Source organism: Alcaligenes sp. RM2 (assembly GCF_052931795.1).
Genome location: NZ_JBRFIO010000002.1, coordinates 595,175 through 613,414, shown reverse-complemented (window position 1 = coordinate 613,414; position 18,240 = coordinate 595,175). Strand labels below are relative to the sequence as shown.

14 protein-coding genes and 1 other RNA gene are annotated in these 18,240 nt (G+C 56.5%); 5 read left to right on the top strand and 10 right to left on the bottom strand.

What is annotated here, in order from left to right:
* Positions 1-2 precede the first annotated feature (2 nt).
* Both mraZ and rnpB read right to left on the bottom strand, forming a co-directional pair.
* Positions 3-431, bottom strand: coding sequence for a division/cell wall cluster transcriptional repressor MraZ (gene mraZ / locus ACU6HM_RS09625; RefSeq protein WP_009455053.1), 429 nt, complete (start codon positions 429-431; stop codon positions 3-5).
* Positions 432-720: 289 nt separating this feature from the next.
* Positions 721-1,127: RNase P RNA component class A (gene rnpB, locus ACU6HM_RS09620), an RNA gene on the bottom strand.
* A gap of 65 nt (positions 1,128-1,192) precedes the next feature.
* On the opposite strand from rnpB, the gene ACU6HM_RS09615 reads away from it, so the two are divergent.
* A complete protein-coding gene (locus ACU6HM_RS09615; protein WP_446763720.1) occupies positions 1,193-3,007 on the top strand; it encodes an ATP-binding cassette domain-containing protein in 1,815 nt (604 codons plus the stop codon).
* Between the two features lie 15 nt (positions 3,008-3,022).
* On the opposite strand, the gene yfaE is transcribed toward ACU6HM_RS09615, so the two are convergent.
* The 8 genes from yfaE to ACU6HM_RS09575 form a co-directional block, all read right to left on the bottom strand.
* The gene (gene yfaE, locus ACU6HM_RS09610) at positions 3,023-3,331 is read right to left on the bottom strand and encodes a class I ribonucleotide reductase maintenance protein YfaE (RefSeq protein ID WP_446763719.1); all 309 of its coding nucleotides are present in this window, start codon (positions 3,329-3,331) and stop codon (positions 3,023-3,025) included.
* Positions 3,328-4,464, bottom strand: coding sequence for a class Ia ribonucleoside-diphosphate reductase subunit beta (gene nrdB / locus ACU6HM_RS09605; RefSeq protein WP_009455059.1), 1,137 nt, complete (start codon positions 4,462-4,464; stop codon positions 3,328-3,330). The genes yfaE and nrdB overlap by 4 nt, the downstream gene beginning before the upstream one ends.
* 18 nt (positions 4,465-4,482) lie before the next feature.
* Positions 4,483-6,762 (bottom strand): class 1a ribonucleoside-diphosphate reductase subunit alpha, encoded by a 2,280-nt coding sequence (gene nrdA, locus ACU6HM_RS09600; RefSeq protein ID WP_031232983.1) that lies wholly within the window; start codon positions 6,760-6,762, stop codon positions 4,483-4,485.
* A 198-nt stretch (positions 6,763-6,960) separates the two neighbouring features.
* Entirely contained in the window at positions 6,961-8,787 is a 1,827-nt protein-coding gene (recQ, locus tag ACU6HM_RS09595; RefSeq protein WP_254499703.1) for a DNA helicase RecQ, read from the bottom strand.
* Between the two features lie 9 nt (positions 8,788-8,796).
* A complete protein-coding gene (locus ACU6HM_RS09590; protein WP_446763718.1) occupies positions 8,797-9,933 on the bottom strand; it encodes a hypothetical protein in 1,137 nt (378 codons plus the stop codon).
* A gap of 21 nt (positions 9,934-9,954) precedes the next feature.
* Positions 9,955-11,727 (bottom strand): ClcB-like voltage-gated chloride channel protein, encoded by a 1,773-nt coding sequence (locus tag ACU6HM_RS09585; RefSeq protein WP_446763717.1) that lies wholly within the window; start codon positions 11,725-11,727, stop codon positions 9,955-9,957.
* 8 nt (positions 11,728-11,735) lie between these two features.
* Entirely contained in the window at positions 11,736-12,785 is a 1,050-nt protein-coding gene (locus tag ACU6HM_RS09580) for a cytochrome d ubiquinol oxidase subunit II (protein WP_009455069.1), read from the bottom strand.
* The gene (locus ACU6HM_RS09575) at positions 12,782-14,122 is read right to left on the bottom strand and encodes a cytochrome ubiquinol oxidase subunit I (RefSeq protein ID WP_009455071.1); all 1,341 of its coding nucleotides are present in this window, start codon (positions 14,120-14,122) and stop codon (positions 12,782-12,784) included. Before ACU6HM_RS09575 ends, ACU6HM_RS09580 begins: the two co-directional genes overlap by 4 nt.
* Before the next feature lie 161 nt (positions 14,123-14,283).
* Between ACU6HM_RS09575 and ACU6HM_RS09570 the strand changes: the two genes are divergently transcribed.
* The 4 genes from ACU6HM_RS09570 (at position 14,284) to minE (ending at position 18,141) form a co-directional block, all read left to right on the top strand.
* A complete protein-coding gene (locus ACU6HM_RS09570; RefSeq protein ID WP_446763716.1) occupies positions 14,284-16,041 on the top strand; it encodes a glutamine--tRNA ligase/YqeY domain fusion protein in 1,758 nt (585 codons plus the stop codon).
* A 10-nt stretch (positions 16,042-16,051) separates the two neighbouring features.
* Positions 16,052-16,822, top strand: coding sequence for a septum site-determining protein MinC (gene minC, locus ACU6HM_RS09565; protein WP_009455075.1), 771 nt, complete (start codon positions 16,052-16,054; stop codon positions 16,820-16,822).
* 223 nt (positions 16,823-17,045) lie between these two features.
* Complete coding sequence (gene minD / locus ACU6HM_RS09560; protein ID WP_009455077.1) at positions 17,046-17,861, top strand: septum site-determining protein MinD; 816 nt, start codon at positions 17,046-17,048, stop codon at positions 17,859-17,861.
* A gap of 1 nt (position 17,862) precedes the next feature.
* Positions 17,863-18,141, top strand: coding sequence for a cell division topological specificity factor MinE (gene minE, locus ACU6HM_RS09555; protein ID WP_009455079.1), 279 nt, complete (start codon positions 17,863-17,865; stop codon positions 18,139-18,141).
* The last annotated feature ends 99 nt before the right edge of the window (positions 18,142-18,240 follow it).

Sequence of the window (18,240 nt, the reverse complement as noted above, 5' to 3'; positions counted from 1 at the left end):
ACTCAGAAAGAAAAAGTGTCGAATACGTCTGTGGAGTTTTCAGCCAGATCCTGGGCCTGTCGGCGTTCCAGTTCCTGCGCATTCCACAACTCAAAATGGGTGGCCATACCCAGCAGCATGGCGTCGCGCTCCAACCCCACTGCGGTGCGCAGTTCGGGAGCGATCAATATCCGACCAGCGGAATCCAGATCAACGTCCTGAGCACTACCCAGCAGCAGGCGTTGCAAGAAACGGGCACTCATGGGGAAGCGGGCAATTTGTTCGCGCTTTTCTTCCCACACACTGCGCGGATACACCAGCAAACAGCCGTCGGGATGGCGAGTGAGGGTCAAGCGGCCTTGCTCCTGCTGCAAAAGCGCGTCACGGTGCCGAGTCGGAATGGACATCCGACCCTTAGCATCCAGTGTGAGTGCGCTGCTGCCTTGGAACACTATTTTCCCCCACTTTTTTACACTATTTCCTACTTTTCCCCACTCTACGGGGGAAAGCCTTTGCGGTCAAGGCAGTGGTTGCAATTTTTTCAATCACAACAAGCACTTAGCGCACTATCCTAGAAGTGACTAAAAAAAAATACTGTGTGAAATCAAGAAATTGCAGGGCGCATTAAAAGTGAATTGTTATAAAAATGCGCGCAAGCGACTCTTGCCAAGGATTCAACATCCTTAACAATTGCTTTCAAATGTACGAAATCGGTGCAATTGGTGGCGAACGCCGGGAGAAGTGTGAGACAGGCCTATAGGCCGGATTCTGTATGCCAGCGGGAACCCGCTGGCCGGCAATCATTCCTCTGGACCGACCATTACTGGCCGGTTCTAGCTACCTACCCGCATACTGAGACGAGCCGCCTCTCGGGCTAAAAGCCTGCGTATGCCTATTTGGTATTGCTCCGGGTAGAGGTTACCGCGTTTCACCCCACAGCACTTTGCACCGAAGTACAAGAAAACACGGAAGTCGCCGTATCTGTGCCTGCTTGCGCAAGCCCTTGCTGTGGTCTCGTCTCTGTGGCCCTGGTCCTCGGCTCGTCTGGCGTGATGCCACACTTGCCGGACGGCTGTTAGCCGCTACCCTGCTCTATGGAGTCCGGACCTTCCTCGATACTTGCGTACCGCGACTGCCCAGCCTGCCTCACAGATGCATTGTAACCTGCGACAATAGAGAAATTCGCAGGACGCGCTGATTTATCTGGAGTCTTATGTCCACCAATCTGATTTCCCTGACCGATGCCCAATTGGCATTCGGCCACCATGCTTTGCTGGACCATGCCGATCTGGTCATTCAAAGCAATGAACGTATCGGTCTGATCGGGCGCAATGGTGCTGGCAAATCGTCGCTTTTAAAAATTCTGGATCAACGTCAAGCTCCTGACGATGGTCAGGTCAAACGACTGGGCGGGCTGAAAGTAGCCACCGTCGAACAAGAACCGGAGCTGGATCCGAATCTGAGCATTTACGATTTGCTGTGTGGCGATTTCACCGAAGCCGAAGACTGGCAACGCCCTGCCCGCGTCAACGCCCTGATCGACAAGCTGGGCTTGAATCCGGATGCACTGGCTGGCAGTCTGTCGGGCGGACAGCGTAAACGCGTCGCCCTGGCCAATGCCCTGGTGAACGAACCCGACCTGCTCTTGCTGGACGAACCCACCAACCACCTGGACTTTGACGGCATTCTTTGGCTGGAACAATTGCTGCTGGATTTCCGTGGCAGCGCGGTCATCATTACCCACGACCGCCGTTTCCTGGATGTGGTGGCAACGCGAATTGTCGAGCTGGATCGCGGCAAGTTGTTCAGTTTCCCCGGCAACTTCAGCCAATGGCAGGAACGCAAGGCTGAGTACCTGGAAGCGGAAAAGCAGCAGAATGCCAAATTCGACAAATTTCTGGCCCAGGAAGAGGTCTGGATTCGCAAAGGCGTGCAAGCCCGCCGCACCCGAGATGAAGGTCGTGTTCGCCGCCTGGAACAATTGCGCCGTGACCGTGCCGAGCGACGCGAGCGCTCGGGCGACGTCAAATTCGCCATTTCCGAAGGCCAGCGCTCCGGTAAGCTGGTCGCTGAACTGCAAGATGTCACGCACGGCTACGACGACCGCATTCTGATCAAGGATTTCTCCACCGTGCTGATGCGTGGTGACCGTATTGGCCTGATCGGCCACAACGGCGCTGGCAAAACTACCCTGCTACGCATCATGCTGGGCTTGCAAGAGCCTAACTCTGGCACCGTGCGCCACGGCACCAAACTGAACATAGGCTACTTTGACCAGATGCGCAGTCGCCTGGACGAAAACGCCACTCTGGCGGACACCATCAGCCCCGGCAGTGAGTGGGTAGAAATTGGCAATCAGCGCAAGCACATCATGAGCTACCTGGAAGACTTCCTGTTCCCGGCAGCCCGCGCTCACTCCCCGGTACGCAGTCTGTCTGGCGGTGAACGTGCCCGACTGGCGCTGGCCCGCATGTTTGCCCAACCTACTAATGTATTAGTACTGGACGAGCCGACCAACGATCTGGATATCGAAACTCTGGAACTGCTGGAAGACCTGATTCAGGATTACACAGGCACCGTGCTGCTGGTCAGCCACGACCGTACCTTCCTGGACAACGTGGTCACCCAGGTGATTGCAGCCGAAGGCGACGGCCATTGGGGCGAGTATGTAGGTGGTTACGACGAGTGGCTGGCACAACGCCCGCAAGCCAAAGCCGAGACACCGGCAGCCAGCACTCCAACTCCCGCCGCCACTGAAAAGCCTGCTGCTGAGCGCAACAACAAGGCTAGCAAGCCTGGCCGTCTGGCCCCATGGGAAGAAAAGGAGCTGGAAGCTTTGCCCGAGAAGATTGCGGCTATAGAAAGCCAGCAAGCCGAACTGGCAGAACAGTTGAGCGCACCGGATCTGTATAAAGATGGCTCTGCTCGAGCCGACGAAATCAACCAACAACTGGATCAGCTCAACACTGACCTGGAGCAGTTATTTGAGCGTTGGGAAAAGTTGGAAGAAAAGCGCTTGGCCAGCTAAAGGGAGACAGGGGAATCAGGGATTCAGCCCGGTAAAGCCGAACTGATCCTCTGCTTCCTCCTCAATCCGGGCAATGCGCTGACAGTCGACCATGATCGGTTCGAGTACCGTGCAACAACACGGCAGAACCTCGCCTGGGCCGACATACGCTAAAGGCTGCTCTTTATAAGCAACCTTTCCATACACAAGAGGAATACGGCAGGAGCCGCAATAGCCGCTCCTGCATTGATACTCAACCTGATGGCCGGTTCGTTCCAAACCTTCCAACAAAGTTTCGCCGTCCCGCAACTGAAAGTCATGATCAGTTGTCCGGACTTGACTCATAACTCGATACCGTCGAAGTCGCCAGCCGACACGGCCGAATCGATCTGACCGACCAGGTAAGAGCTCAGTTCCACCTCTTGAGGTGCCACCTGCACGGTGTCCGAGGACAGCCAGGTGTTGATCCAGGGAATAGGGTTGTGTTTGACGGACTCAAACGCAGGCTTCAGGCCCACAGCACCCATACGGATATTGGTGATGTATTCCACGTACTGACCCAGAATGTCCTTGTTCAGGCCAATCATGGAACCGTCGCGGAACAGATAGTCTGCCCACTGTTTCTCCTGCTCGGCCGCATCCTTGAACATGTCAAAGCAGACCGGCTCCAGTTCGCGGGCAATCTGAGCGAACTCGGGATCATCGCTACCGGAACGCAGAATATTGATGATGTGTTGCGTACCAGTCAGGTGCAGCGCTTCATCACGCGCAATCAAGCGAATGATCTTGGCATTACCTTCCATCAACTTGCGCTCGGCAAAAGCGAAGGAGCAGGCAAAGCTGACGTAAAAGCGGATGGCCTCAAGAATATTGACGCTCATCATGCACAGGTACAGCTTCTTCTTCAGCTCGTAGACGCTTAGCGTGCGGGTTTCACCGTTGATCTCATGATCGCCCGCGCCCAGTTGGGCATACAGCATGGTGTCGCTGATCAGATCGTCGTAGTACGAAGAAATATCGGCCGCACGCAGCTGAATGTTTTCGTTACGCACGATGTCGTCAAAAATAACGGACGGATCATTGGCAATATTGCGAATGATGTGCGTGTACGAACGCGAGTGAATCGTCTCGGAGAAAGCCCAGGTTTCAATCCAGGTTTCCAGCTCCGGAATCGATACCAGAGGCAGGAAGGCCACGTTGGGGCTGCGACCCTGAATGGAATCCAGCAAGGTCTGATATTTCAGGTTGCTGATGAAAATATGCTTTTCGTGGTCAGGCAGGTTCTGGTAATCGATTCGATCCTGGGTGATGTCCACTTCTTCCGGACGCCAGAAGAAAGACAACTGCTTTTCAATCAGCTTTTCAAAAATCGGATATTTTTGCTGATCGTAGCGAGCCACGTTAACCGGCTGCCCAAAGAACATGGGTTCTTTGAGCTGGTCGTTATCCGTTTTGGAAAAAGTACTATAGGTAGTCATGATGCTATTTACCCTTGCTTAGATCTTGCACGCGCCGCCTGCGCAACCGTCATCCTCTACTTCGCCATGCGAATCATCGGCACCGTCGCGGGTGTTGTGGTAGTACAAGGTCTTCACACCGTATTTGTAGGCCAGCAGCAAGTCCTTGAGCAGTTGCTTCATCGGTACGCGACCACCCTCGAACCGCTGTGGGTCATAGTTGGTGTTCGCAGAGATCGACTGGTCAACGAACTTCTGCATCACGCCAACCAACTTCAGGTAGTCGTCGTTACCAGGCATTTGCCACAGCAACTCGTACTGATCCTTATATTTTTCAAACTCAGGCACCACCTGACGCAAGATGCCGTCCTTGGACTGCTTGACGGACACCAGGCCACGCGGAGGCTCAATACCGTTGGTGGCATTGGCAATCTGGCTGGAGGTTTCCGAAGGCATCAAGGCTGTCAGAGTGGAGTTGCGCAGACCGTGCTTGACGATGTCAGCACGCAGGGCTTCCCAATCCAGGTGCAGTGGCTCGTTGCAAATGCCGTCTACATCTTTCTTGTAGGTGTCGGTAGGCAGCAGACCCTTGGCATAGGTTGTTTCGTCAAAAGCATCGCAAGGACCGTATTCACGCGACAACTGTACCGAAGCCTTCAACAGGTAGTACTGGATGGCTTCAAAGGTACGGTGGGTCAGGCCCAACGCTGCCGGGTCGGAGTAACGGGTGCCGTTCTTGGCCAGGTAGTAAGCGTAGTTGATGACGCCAACGCCCAAGGAGCGACGCTTGTTGGTTGCGTTCAGCGCAGCCTTGACCGGGTAATCCTGATAATCCAGCAGAGCATCCAGAGCACGAACAATCAGTTCAGCCAGACCGTCCAGCTCGTCCAGGGACTCCAGAGCACCCAGGTTGAAAGCCGACAGCGTGCACAGCGCGATTTCGCCTTCGGGATCGTTCAGATCGTTCAAAGGCTTGGTGGGCAGAGCAATTTCCATGCACAGGTTGGACTGGCGCACGGGAGCGCGGTCGGCCTGGAATGGGCTGTGCGTGTTGCAGTGGTCCACGTTCTGAATGTAGATACGGCCAGTGCTGGCACGCTCTTGCATCAGAAGGGAGAACAGCTCCACGGCAGGCAGGCTGCGCTTGCGGATGGCAGGATCTTGCTCGTACATCTCGTACAGACGCTCGAACTCGTCCTGGTCGGCAAAGAAAGCTTCGTACAGGCCGGGCACGTCGTGCGGCGAGAACAGCGTGATATGGCTGCCCTTGATCAAGCGTTGGTACAGCAAGCGGTTGATCTGAACACCGTAGTCCAGGTGACGGATACGGTTTTCTTCCACACCGCGGTTGTTCTTCAGAACCAGCAGTGTTTCCACTTCCAGGTGCCACATGGGGTAGAACAAGGTTGCCGCACCACCACGCACGCCGCCTTGCGAGCAGGACTTCACAGCCGCCTGGAACATCTTGAAGAAAGGCAGGCAGCCGGTGTGCTGAGCCTCTCCGCCGCGAATTTCGCTGCCGACGGCGCGAATGCGGCCACCATTGATACCGATACCGGCGCGCTGCGATACGTAACGAACAATGGCGCTGGTCGTAGCATTGATGCTGTCCAGGCTGTCATCACATTCGATCAGCACGCAAGAGCTGAACTGACGGGTGGGTGTGCGCACGCCAGCCATGATGGGCGTGGGCAAGGAAATCTTGAATTGCGATACCGCGTCGTAGAAACGTTTGATAAAGCTCAGACGTGTGTCGGCTGGGTAACGGGCGAACAGACACATGGCCACCAGTATGTACAGGAACTGGGGGCTTTCGTAGATGCGCTTGGTCACGCGGTTTTGAATCAGATACTTGCCTTCCAGCTGCTTGACGGCACCGTAGGAGAAGTTCATGTCACGCCAGTGATCCAGATGAGCATCCAGCTCATCGAACTCGGCGCGCGTGTAGTCTTGCAGCAGATGCGGATCGTAGCGACCTTCCTTGGTTTGCAAGGTCACGTGATCGAACAGGCTTGGAGGTTCAAACTGACCAAAAGCGATTTTGCGCAGATGGAAAATCGCCAGACGGGCAGCCAGATATTGGTAGTCAGGCGTATCTTCGGAGATCAGATCCGCAGCCGACTTGATGATGGTTTCATGGATGTCGCTAGTGCGAATGCCGTTATAGAACTGAATGTGAGAGCGCAGCTCTACTTGGGAGACGGACACATTACTCAGACCTTCAGCGGCCCAATCAACCACTCGGTGAATCTTGTCGAGGTTAATAGGTTCTGTACGGCCATCTCGTTTGGTGACCATTAGCTGTTCGGTTGATTGCATGTCAGTCTCTGAAATCGGGGGTGATTGACGGAAGACGCGGCTTTTGCAGCCGCCAGCGTCAGTTGATGCACACCATATATAGTGTGATATTGGCGTCATTCTACTACATATAGCGGATTGAGCGAATAGCGGTTTTGCGACTGCAGAGCAGATTCAGCGCATAAAAATGCAACTAATCTTTGCTCTGCTAACAATTTCCTATTGCGTCTGGAGCTCTTGAACGCAGCGCAGCAAAGCCTCGCCATAGGCCTCTCTTTTGCGTACGCCTATGCCTGTAATCGGCTCCAGATCAGCCTCTGAACTAGGGCAGCGAATGGCCACTTCGCGCAAAGTAGCATCATGGAAAATGACATAGGCTGGCACACCATGTTCGCGTGCGGTGGCCGCACGCCAGGCGCGCAAAGCCTCGAATCGTCTTTGTTGATCGGGTTCAAGAGCAGGTCCGGCAGGCGCCTGACCTTTTACTCGGTGTGCAGCCGGTCCGCGTGTTACGGTTTCGCGCCGCAACATCAGGGTGCGCTCCCCTTTCAGCACTTCGCGGCTGGCCTCGGTCAGCAACAAGGTGCCGTAGCCCTCCGGGTCCACCGTGACCAAGCTATGCGCCAGCAACTGGCGCAGCACTCCGCGCCAGGCTTGATCGGTCAAATCCTTGCCCACACCAAAGACGGTCAGCTTGTCGTGCTCGTGCTCTTTGACACGATCCGTCAGCTTGCCCAGCAGGATGTCGATCAGGTGCCCGGCCCCGAAGCGCTGACCGCGCTCACGCCATAATCTATAGATGGTGGAGAGCATTTTCTGCGCCGCCACTGTGCCATCCCAGGCTTCTGGCGCTTCCAGACAGGTGTCGCAGTTACCGCAAGGTTCTATTTGCTGGTCAAAATACGCCAGCAAGCGCTGGCGACGGCAGGAAATGGTTTCGCAAAGGCCCAACATGGCATCCAGCGCCTGTCCCTGCTGGCGTCGGTGTGCCGCATCGCCTTGCGACTGGTTAATCATGCGGTGCAATTGCACCACGTCCTGCAGGCCATAGGCCAGCCAGGCCGTGGCCACTTCGCCATCGCGCCCTGCCCGCCCGGTTTCCTGGTAATACCCTTCTACCGATTTGGGCAGGTCAATGTGGGCTACAAAACGCACATCCGGTTTATTGACGCCCATGCCAAAAGCAATGGTCGCCACCATGACCACCCCTTCTTCTCGAAGGAAGCGAGCCTGGTTGATGGCGCGCTGCTGCGCGTCCAGTCCTGCATGATAGGGCAAGGCATGAATACCGTTCTTGCACAGGAACTCGGCCGTGTCTTCCACGCGCGAGCGCGACAGACAATACACAATCCCCGCATCTCCGGAGTGCTCTTCCTGAATGAAACTCAAGAGCTGCTTGCGCACCTCGTTCTTTTCAATGATGCGGTAGCAAATATTGGGACGATCAAAACTGGCAACAAAATGCCGGGCATCCTCCAGCTTCAGGCGCTGGGCAATTTCTACCCGCGTCAACTGAGTGGCGGTAGCGGTCAAGGCAACCCGTGGCACACCTGGCCAACGCTGGGCCAGCAAATCCAGACCCAGATATTCAGGGCGAAAATCGTGACCCCATTGCGATACGCAGTGGGCTTCGTCAATGGCAAACAGGGAAATCTGGCCGCGTGCCAGCAAATCCAGGCAGCGGTCTGTCAGCAAACGTTCGGGAGCCACATAGAGCAGATCCAACTGCCCCGTCAGAAATTCGCGCTCGACCTCGCGGGCAGTTTGCCAATCCTGGGTGGAATTCAGATACGCCGCGTTAACGCCCAACTCGTTGAGGGCGTCCACCTGATCCTGCATCAAGGCAATCAGGGGAGACACTACCACGCCGGTGCCGGGTCTCACCAAAGCAGGAATCTGGTAACAGAGCGACTTGCCGCCGCCGGTGGGCATCAAGACCAGGGCGTCACCGCCTTGGATCAGGGTCTCGATAATCTCGTGCTGAGAACCACGAAAACTGTCATAACCAAAAACTTCCTGAAGAACCTCAAGTGCTGACTGGGCCATGCCGCCTGCTTAAAAAATCGGAATAGAAAAACGCAGCGCGATGTTCGACTGACGACTTTCCAGATGACGGCGAGCTTGCAAACCCACCCTAAGGTGGGGACTGTACCAGAACTGCTGCGTGACCCCAAGGTAGCGGTTCTCCCCGCCGGCAACTACCTGCTGCACCTCGTACTGAGTCTTCACTTCACCCCAGCGGCGCAGGGGCACGGACAGACCGACAATCTGCCGACTGCTGGCCGCATCCACCTTCATGCCCTGGTAACGGCTCAAATCCAGAAAATTGTCCTGGTAGCGTTCACCCTGCCACTGCAGGTGCAAATCATCCAGCACATCCAGGCCGTAGGCTGCCTGATATCGCCACCCCTGCCCCACCGCATGGGAAGCTTTGGCCACGCTGGCCTGCCACACGCCAAAGTCCGGCGATCGATAGGTTGCACCCAGACCGGTCAGCCCAAAATCACGAGCGCTTTCCATCTGGGTATCAATACTGGTACGACTGGTGACATCGGTACTGAGCATCAAGCTGCCAGCCGAAGAGCCATACACAAGATCCCCGTTATCCTGCTTGCCCGTCATGTCCAGCGCGCCAACGGCCAGGGCATAGCGCCATGGCCCGGCCGGGCCCTGCTCGAACTGCTGAGTGATATTGATACCGCCCAGTTCCACGGGCCGCGCCCAGTCCGGTGCGGTAACCGTGTCATTGCCCAGGGTCAGTTGCAGCCCGTCTTCATTCACATAGCGCCAGTTGCGCTCGCCAAACTGCCAGACCTGGTCGGGCGCGCTGCTCAACCAGCGGGCACTCCAAATTGGAGAGGACTGCTGACTATATTGGATGGAGCGCGCCAGACTGGCGGTGCTGGCACCGCTTAAACTGAAATCGGAAAATGTGTAATCCATGGAGGCCGCTGGACTGAGCAGGCCCTGATCTCCTTGGCGATGCCACTGCGTAGCATCAAAAAATGGCTCCACAGGCGGGAGCTCCTGGGCCGGAATGGCCTGTGCCTCATCCACGCCATACACGCGGGTAGCAGACAAATTCTCCAGCCCAACACGATTTTGAGCGGTGGCCAATGGAACAGCGAACAGCATGGCAAGACCGACCAACAGCCCGCCTGCCAAGCCTCGCTGGCAAGCTTTTGTACGCATGATTTATGTCACAAAAAGAGTTTAGCGCCGGGCATCCAGCATCACTTCGCCGCTCGCATCCAGGGAGCGTTTGATGGCGGAGTATTTTTCCAGCACAGCAGACTTATAGACTACACCAATCAGACGGCCCGAGCCGTCACCATTCAATACAGGCAGACGCTCCCCGGCAAAGCTCACAAAGTGTTCCTGAGCCTCGTCCAGACTCATATTCGGGTAGAGCGTCTTGACGAAATCCATGCGCAGAATATCGCCCACCACACGCTCCTGGGCAGCGTTGTCGTCCAACAACATTCGAGTCAGGTCAGGCTGAGCAATCACACCTTGATAAACTTGCTCCTCGTTCACCACATACAAATAGCGCACGGGGTAGTCCAGAAACATCTGCAAGGCATCACGCATTTGGGTAGTAGTGCTGACGACGGTATCAGCCGGACGTACCAGCTCGGCCAAGGTGGTGTGACGCAACTTGTGGCGCAGCAAGGCATCGCGCTCGCGCACCAGGGTGACTTCATACATGGCGACCTCGGCCACACCACGGGACACAAAATAAGCCATGACACAGGCCACAATCAAGGGCAGCACCAACTGATAGCTCAACGTCATTTCAAACAACATCAGTATGGCCATGAAGGGAGCGCTGGTGGCGGCCCCCAGAAACGCGCCCATGCCCACCAAGGTGAACAAGTACAACGGTAAATCCAGACCTGGCAAGATCAGCAAAGTCAGTTGACCAAACAAGGTACCGAAGGCCGCGCCCACAAAGATGGCGGGGGTAAACACACCGCCGACAGCGCCCGAACCAACTGTCAGCCCTGTGGCCAGAACCTTGAACGCCAGGATAAGCAGCACGCTGTACCAGGCCCAGTCGCTGTGCAGCATGGAGGACACTACGCTAAAGCCATTACCCGCCACGCGCGGCATGACAATCAGCAAAAATCCCAGCAACAAACCACCCAAAGCCAAGCGCAAAGGCAAACCCAGGCCAGTACGCTTGAACAGGGTACGGAACAGATTCAACAATTTCAGGAAAGCGGGTGCAGCCAGACCAATCAGCACACCCAGGACCAGAAAGGGCAAGATGTCCCAACCCGCAACGGCCTGAACATTCGTCATTTCGTAAGGGGCATGATAACCACCCAGCATACGCATGGTCAGGTGAGCACTGACAGCCGCCATCAACAGGGGGCCAAAGCTGCTCATGGTCATGGTGCCCAGCACAATCTCGGCCACAAACACGGCACCGGCGATCGGGGCGCCATAAGCGGCAGCTACACCGGCTGCGGCGCCACAGGCCACCAGCAGGCGCAGACGGGCTTCACCAAACAAGGTGAAGCGGCCAATCGCGGAAGCGGACAAGGAGGCCAGATGCACCATCGCCCCTTCGCGGCCAATCGAGCCGCCCGAGGCCACCGTCATCAAGGACGACAAGGATCGCAGCAGCCCCTGGCGAATGGACAAGCGGCCATCGCCAATGGCCACAGCTTCCATATAGTCAGAATTGCTTCCCGACGGCAGACGCCCTGCCAGCCATAGCAGCATACCGGCACACAAGCCGCCCAAGGTGGGAAACAGGAGGCGCATGTACCAGGGCAGACTTTCCGTGACTGCGACGATCCCCCCGTGCTGACCCGTGACAACTTGCTGCACCAAGCGCATGCCCTGATGAAAGGCCAAAGTCGCCAAGGCACCCAAAATACCAGCCAAGACCGCCCAAGCCAGCATGGCGGGCATATCAGACAACCACTTGAAACCCTGCAGACGCTTGCGCATCGACAGCACGGAATGGGCAATCATAAAAAAGGTCAGCCTTTAAAGCTGGGCGGCAAAGGTGGGCGAGACAATCCAAACATGCGCCAGTACACCCACACGTTGAAAATCAGCACGATGGGCAAGGTAATCACAATCGCCGACAGGATCAGGCTCAGGGCTGGCACCCCGGCAGCGGCGTCCCAGATCGTCATCTCGTCCAGGATCAGATAGGGGAAGAAACTGAACGCCAGCCCGGCCATGACGGACACCATCACGAACAGGGTCAGCAAAAAGGGCAAGGTCGTGGTGCGATAGCTGCTGTTGATCATGCGCTGCAGGCTCATTTCAATCGACACAAAGCAGCTGAGAATCAAGGCCCACAGGAACAATACCAAGCCCCAATACGGCCCGTCGCTCCATTTAAGCAGCACGCCGGCATTCACAAAGGCCAACACGACGGACACACCCACGGCACCGGCTGCAAACCAGCGTACCGAACGACGGCCCCAATTGACCGCTCGGGCACGCAGCTCGCCGGCTTCACGCATGATGAGCCAGCTAGCGCCTAGCAAGCAGTACGCGGCAATAGCACAAAAGCCCATGAAGACAGAGAACCAGATATAACCGGCATCGCTCTGAAAGCCCACTACGACCTGCGCCAGCAGCACACCATGGGAAAACGCCGTCAACCAGGACCCCAGGGCAAAACCCATTTGCCAGCGGGACTGACGCTCTACCGGCGCGCGCAGTCGGAATTCGAAGGAGACGGAACGGGCAAAAACGCCCACACCCAGCGCACATAACGGTCCGTACAGGCCGCCCATCACCGCCCCCCAGGCTTTGGGGAAAGCGCAGACAAACAAACCCAGGCCCAGAAACAGCCAGAACTCGTTGGCATCGCGCCAGGGGCTCAGCAATGACAGCATGCGGGGACGCAAGGAGTCTGGTGCCAGCAAGGACAGGCAGCCCACGCCAATATCGAAGCCGTCCAGAACCGTACCGGCCACAATGATCAAAAAGAACAGGGCCAGAAACGCCAGCGGCATCCAGAACGCCGGATCATGGGCACCCAGGCCCAGCGCATTTGCAAAAGAGTCAATCATGCCCGCCCCCGATGACGTGCGATCGGTACCACACCAAAACGAACGGCATGTCGCAACTTCTGGAAAAAACCAATCATGCACAAGACGTAGACCAGGCCGTAACTCAGCAAACCCAGCCCGACGGTAAAGACGCTCTCGGTGCTTTGCACTTGCACGGCCTGAATATCGTTACCGACCAGATAAGGCAAAAAGCCCAACAGGACGTAGGCTGCGCCACCCAGCAACATGATCCAGCCCAACACCGAGGCGACCACCATGAGCTGACGTTCTCTATAAGAAAGAGAGTGCGGGTCCAGGCCATAACGGCGAGTGCGCAACAAGACCCACAACAGCAGGAACAGCATCAAGGCTCCTGCCAGCACGGCTACACGGAAGGACCAGAAGGTCAGGGTGACGGGCGGCATGGCGTCGGAAAACTGATCCAGACCCATCAAAATGCCACTGTCATTACGCCCCAACCAGCGTCCACCTGCATGAGACCAGCGCAGCACACCCAGAACACTGTCCTGCATGGCGGAGGGCGCCGCCACCAGAATCAAATCAGGCTGCGAGCCGCTTTCCCAGTACGCCGCCGCAGCCGCTGCCTTGGCAGGCTGATGCTCCGCAGTCATGAAACCATTGCCTATCACGGCGAGGATCAGGGCCAGCCAAGCCACCCCGCCCAGAAACAAGGCACTGCGAAAGGCCAGACGCTCCTGATCGGTAACCGGCTTTTGCATGGTCTGGGCGCAGGTTACACCCAACATGAAAAAGGCCACCGTCAGCAAACTGCCTGCAAACAAAAGACCGGCATACCAGGGTAAGGCGGGCGTGCTGAGCACATCCAGCCATTCCATCACCACATAATGGCCTTCAATCACATCGACACCCGTTGGCACCTGCATCCAGGCCACAATCGCCACCAACCAGAACGCCGTGACGGTAACGCCCAGGGCCACCATCAGCACCACCACGGTATGAACCAGATTGGACAGCATGCGCTGGGCAAACAGCATCACACCCAAAAAGCAGGATTTGAAAATGAACAAGGACAGCATGGAGGCGGCCAGCATGGGACCGATGACATCGCCCACCTGCTCCATCAGGCCCGGCCAGACACTGCCAAACTGAAGCAGCACGGGCATGGACGCCGCAAAGCTTAAAATAAACGCCAGCGCAAACAGACGCACCCAAAAACGGTACGCCCCCATCCAGGCCGCGGCCTTGTTGCCAAAGGTTCTGATCTTGAAATACAGCAACACCCAGGCCAGTCCCAGCTCCAGGGCCAGAAACAGCAGCATGAAGCCCAGGCTAAGGAAAAACTGGGCATGAGACAGAGAAAGGGCGGAGTGCGTCATAATGAGCGCTAGTGTAGGGTGAATTAGCCTGCAAACGCCACCATACTACCCCAAGTTCTTCCCTGATTTTTTAGAACCCGTTCATGGGGTAAATACCCCTCTAAAACAAGAACGTGGCAAAATGGTCGATTAGTCTGTCGGCTTCTTTATTTCAAACGTGTATGACCTCTGACACCACTCCCGCTCCCGTATCTAATTTTCTGCGCACGATCATCGACCAGGATCTGAGCGCTGGCCGTTACGCACAAAAATCCTGGGCCGGTCAGCCAGGCCCGGCCAGTACCCAGGAAGGGGCGGCTGTTGATGCCGCGCGTATCCGTACGCGCTTTCCCCCCGAGCCCAACGGCTATCTGCACATTGGGCACGCTAAAAGTATCTGTTTGAACTTCGGACTGGCCAGCGACTACCAAGGTGCCTGCCACCTGCGCTTTGACGACACCAATCCTGAAAAAGAAGAACAGGAGTACGTGGACGCCATTATCGACATGGTGAAATGGCTGGGCTTTGACTGGACCTTCAATAAAGAAGAGAACCTGTACTTTGCCAGCGACTACTTCGACTATATGTACCAGTTTGCCGAAGCCCTGGTGAACGCGGGCCATGCCTACGTTGACGAGCAAAGCGCTGAAGAAATGCGTGCCAATCGTGGCACCCTGACTGAAAAAGGCGTGAACTCGCCCTGGCGCGACCGCCCTGCCCAGGAGTCCATCAAGCTGCTGCGCGAAATGCGCGACGGCAAGCACCCCGATGGCAGCATGGCCCTGCGCGCCAAGATCGATATGGGCTCGCCCAATATCAATATGCGCGACCCGGTCATGTACCGTATCCGCCATGCCGAACACCATCGCACTGGCGACAAATGGTGCATCTACCCCATGTACAGCTGGGCGCACCCCGTGGAAGACGCGCTCGAGCGCATCACCCACAGTCTGTGTACCCTGGAATTTGAAGACCAGCGTCCCTTCTATAACTGGATTCTGGAACGCCTGGTCGAACTGGGTCAGTTGTCCGACCCGCTGCCCAGGCAGTACGAATTCTCGCGTCTGAACCTGTCCTACGTGGTCACCAGCAAGCGCAAGTTGCGCCAGCTGGTTCAGGAAAACCACGTATCGGGCTGGGACGATCCGCGCATGCCTACCCTGGCCGGTTTGCGCCGCCGTGGTTACAGCGCCGGTGCCATCCGCCTGTTCACCGACCGCCTGGGTGTGTCCAAGGCAGCCCAACACGTGGACTACAGCCTGCTGGAACAAGCCCTGCGCGATGATCTGGACCCGGTGGCCGACCGCAGCGTTGCCATCCTGGACCCGATCGAACTGATCATTACCAATTACCCGGAAGGCCAAAGCGAGCTGTGCCACGCACCGCGCAATCCGCACAATCCGGAAGCCGGTCAGCGCGAGTTCCCCTTCTCAGGTCGCCTGTACATCGAGCGCGAGGACTTCAAGGAAGATCCACCCAAAAAGTACTTCCGCCTGTTCCCCGGCAATACCGTGCGTCTGAAGTACGGCTATGTCGTGCGTTGCACCGGCTGCGTCAAGGACGAGCAAGGCAATGTCACCCAGGTTTTGGCGGAATACCTGCCCGACACCAAGAGCGGCACGCCCGGCGCGGACTCGGTCAAGGTCAAGGGCAATATCACCTGGATCAGCGCCGAGCACGCGATTGCCGCCGAGATTCGTCTGTACGATCGTCTCTTTGCCCACCCTCAGCCCGATGCAGCCGACCAGGACTTCCTGGAGCACATCAACCCGAACTCGCTGCGCGTGATTCAGGGGTGGCTGGAACCCGGCACCAAGGCCACGCCCGATGCCCGCTGGCAGTTTGAACGCCTGGGCTACTTTGTGGCGGACCGTGTGGACTCCACGCCAGAAAAACCCGTTCTTAACCGTACTACGACTCTGAAAGACACTTGGGTCTAAGGCTATTGACGTGAACGATCAGACTCATGCCAAAGGGCCGCAGGCCCTGGATTTCAAAAGCGCCACGCTGTACGCCGTACGGGTGGTCCTGCGTTCGGCTGACACGGCCGAGCAGTTAGCCGCTCTGTCTCAACGCATGAAAGACGCTGGCTCCTTCTTTGAGGACGAACCCGTCGTCATTGATGCCAGCGCGATTGATGCGCCGGTGGATTGGGCCACCCTGGTTGCCGCTTTGCGTGAGCACAAGCTGCACCCGGTGGGTATCATTGCCCACCCTGACCATGCCGATAACGCCATCGACAGCGGCTTGCCGCATGTGGAGTTGTCCAACCCACCAGCCCGCCCCCAAACCCAGGCCGCACCGGACAAGGAAGTGCCCGTGTTGTCGCAAGCCTCCCAGCAAGAAGCACCAGCGGCGGTCGCCCCGCCACCGCCCGCTATTGCTCCGGCTGCGCTCATCATCAACCGTCAGCTGCGTTCCGGCCAGCGCATCTACGCGCGCCACACGGATCTGATCGTGATCGGGGCGGTCAGCCAAGGTGCAGAAGTGGTAGCCGATGGCAATATCCACGTCTACGGTCCACTGCGCGGCAAGGCCATGGCTGGTGCCCGTGGCGATGCAAAAGCACGCATCTTCACCACCGAGCTGGACCCGGAACTGATTGCCATTGCCGGTGTGTATCGCATTATTGAAACGCGACTGGATGCACAGCTACGCAACAAGCCCGTTGTCGTCACGCTGGAAGAAGATACGCTCAGATTTGATCCTCTGAGCTCCTAGCAGTACAAGGCGCCGGCTTTTGCCGGCGCTTTTTATAGAGGCTTGCACTGAGAGCCCGCATGAGAGCAAGCAAGTGCAAGCGCAACCGTGTAAGCTGACACGGAACAAAGCAATTGATATGTTTTGTTTCTAAGCAGTAGGCTAAGTGGCAGAACGGATGTCAAAATTAGGCCCGTTATGCTTTACGATTATGTGACTTGAAAAACAAAGGAATCCGATTGTCATGGCGCGTATAGTTGTAGTGACCTCCGGCAAGGGTGGTGTGGGCAAAACCACCACCAGTGCCAGTTTTGCATCTGGTCTTGCGATGCGCGGTCACAAGACCGTGGTCATCGACTTTGACGTTGGCTTGCGCAACCTGGACTTGATCATGGGTTGCGAGCGACGCGTGGTGTATGACTTCGTCAACGTGATCCAGGGCGAAGCCACATTGAACCAGGCCCTGATCCGTGACAAGCAGCTGGAAAATCTGTTCATCCTGCCCGCTTCCCAGACGCGTGACAAAGACGCGCTGACCCGCGAAGGTGTGGAGAAAGTACTGGAAGAGCTCAAGGGCATGGGTTTTGAATACATTGTGTGCGACTCGCCCGCAGGTATCGAAACCGGCGCCTTGATGGCCTCCTACTTCGCAGATGATGCGCTGGTTGTGACCAACCCCGAAGTGTCCTCGGTTCGTGACTCGGACCGCATCCTGGGCATTCTGGCCGCCAAATCGCGACGTGGTGAACAGGGCAAAGAGCCCATCAAAGAATATTTGTTGTTGACCCGTTATAGCCCCAAACGCGTGTCGGACGGCGAGATGCTGTCCTTGCAAGACGTTGAAGATATCTTGCGCATCAAGCTGATCGGTGTCACCCCCGAGTCGGAAACCGTGCTGCAAGCATCCAACCAAGGAGTACCCGTTATCCATATCAAGGAAAGTGATGTGTCCCAGGCCTATCAGGACATCGTAGATCGTTACCTGGGTGGCGAAAAACCATTGCGTTTTGTGGATTACGAAAAGCCAGGTCTGTTCAAGCGCCTGTTCGGAGGAAAGTAATATGTCTTTCCTGTCCTTCCTGCTCGGTCACAAGAAAACGTCGGCAACAGTTGCCAAGGACCGTCTGCAACTGATCCTTATTAACGAACGTGGCCAAGGGGGTGTTGCTCCGGACTACTTGCCCCGCTTGCAAAAAGAGCTGGTCGAAGTGATCTCGCGCTACGTGAAGATTAATCCCGATGACATCAAGGTGAACCTTGATCGCCAGGACTCGCTGGAAGTGCTGGAAGTTAAAATCGAAATGCCGCAAATTGATGCCAGCACGCTGGAAAACAAGTAAAGCGTTGCTGACAGAAAAACTTTGCTGCTTGAAATGGCCATCCGCAAGGGATGGCCATTTTCATGGCTGCTCCCTATACCAAAAGCAAGCCGCAAAACA

What these genes read in the sequence shown, in the direction of transcription:
- recQ (WP_254499703.1), bottom strand. Translation starts at nt 8,787, where the DNA reads ATGGCCCAGTCAGCACTTGAGGTTCTTCAGGAAGTTTTTGGTTATGAC.
- ACU6HM_RS09585 (WP_446763717.1), bottom strand. Translation starts at nt 11,727, where the DNA reads ATGATTGCCCATTCCGTGCTGTCGATGCGCAAGCGTCTGCAGGGTTTC.
- nrdA (WP_031232983.1), bottom strand. Translation starts at nt 6,762, where the DNA reads ATGCAATCAACCGAACAGCTAATGGTCACCAAACGAGATGGCCGTACA.
- ACU6HM_RS09580 (WP_009455069.1), bottom strand. Translation starts at nt 12,785, where the DNA reads ATGATTGACTCTTTTGCAAATGCGCTGGGCCTGGGTGCCCATGATCCG.
- ACU6HM_RS09590 (WP_446763718.1), bottom strand. Translation starts at nt 9,933, where the DNA reads ATGCGTACAAAAGCTTGCCAGCGAGGCTTGGCAGGCGGGCTGTTGGTC.
- ACU6HM_RS09575 (WP_009455071.1), bottom strand. Translation starts at nt 14,122, where the DNA reads ATGACGCACTCCGCCCTTTCTCTGTCTCATGCCCAGTTTTTCCTTAGC.
- yfaE (WP_446763719.1), bottom strand. Translation starts at nt 3,331, where the DNA reads ATGAGTCAAGTCCGGACAACTGATCATGACTTTCAGTTGCGGGACGGC.
- nrdB (WP_009455059.1), bottom strand. Translation starts at nt 4,464, where the DNA reads ATGACTACCTATAGTACTTTTTCCAAAACGGATAACGACCAGCTCAAA.
- minD (WP_009455077.1), top strand. Translation starts at nt 17,046, where the DNA reads ATGGCGCGTATAGTTGTAGTGACCTCCGGCAAGGGTGGTGTGGGCAAA.
- ACU6HM_RS09570 (WP_446763716.1), top strand. Translation starts at nt 14,284, where the DNA reads ATGACCTCTGACACCACTCCCGCTCCCGTATCTAATTTTCTGCGCACG.
- ACU6HM_RS09615 (WP_446763720.1), top strand. Translation starts at nt 1,193, where the DNA reads ATGTCCACCAATCTGATTTCCCTGACCGATGCCCAATTGGCATTCGGC.
- minE (WP_009455079.1), top strand. Translation starts at nt 17,863, where the DNA reads ATGTCTTTCCTGTCCTTCCTGCTCGGTCACAAGAAAACGTCGGCAACA.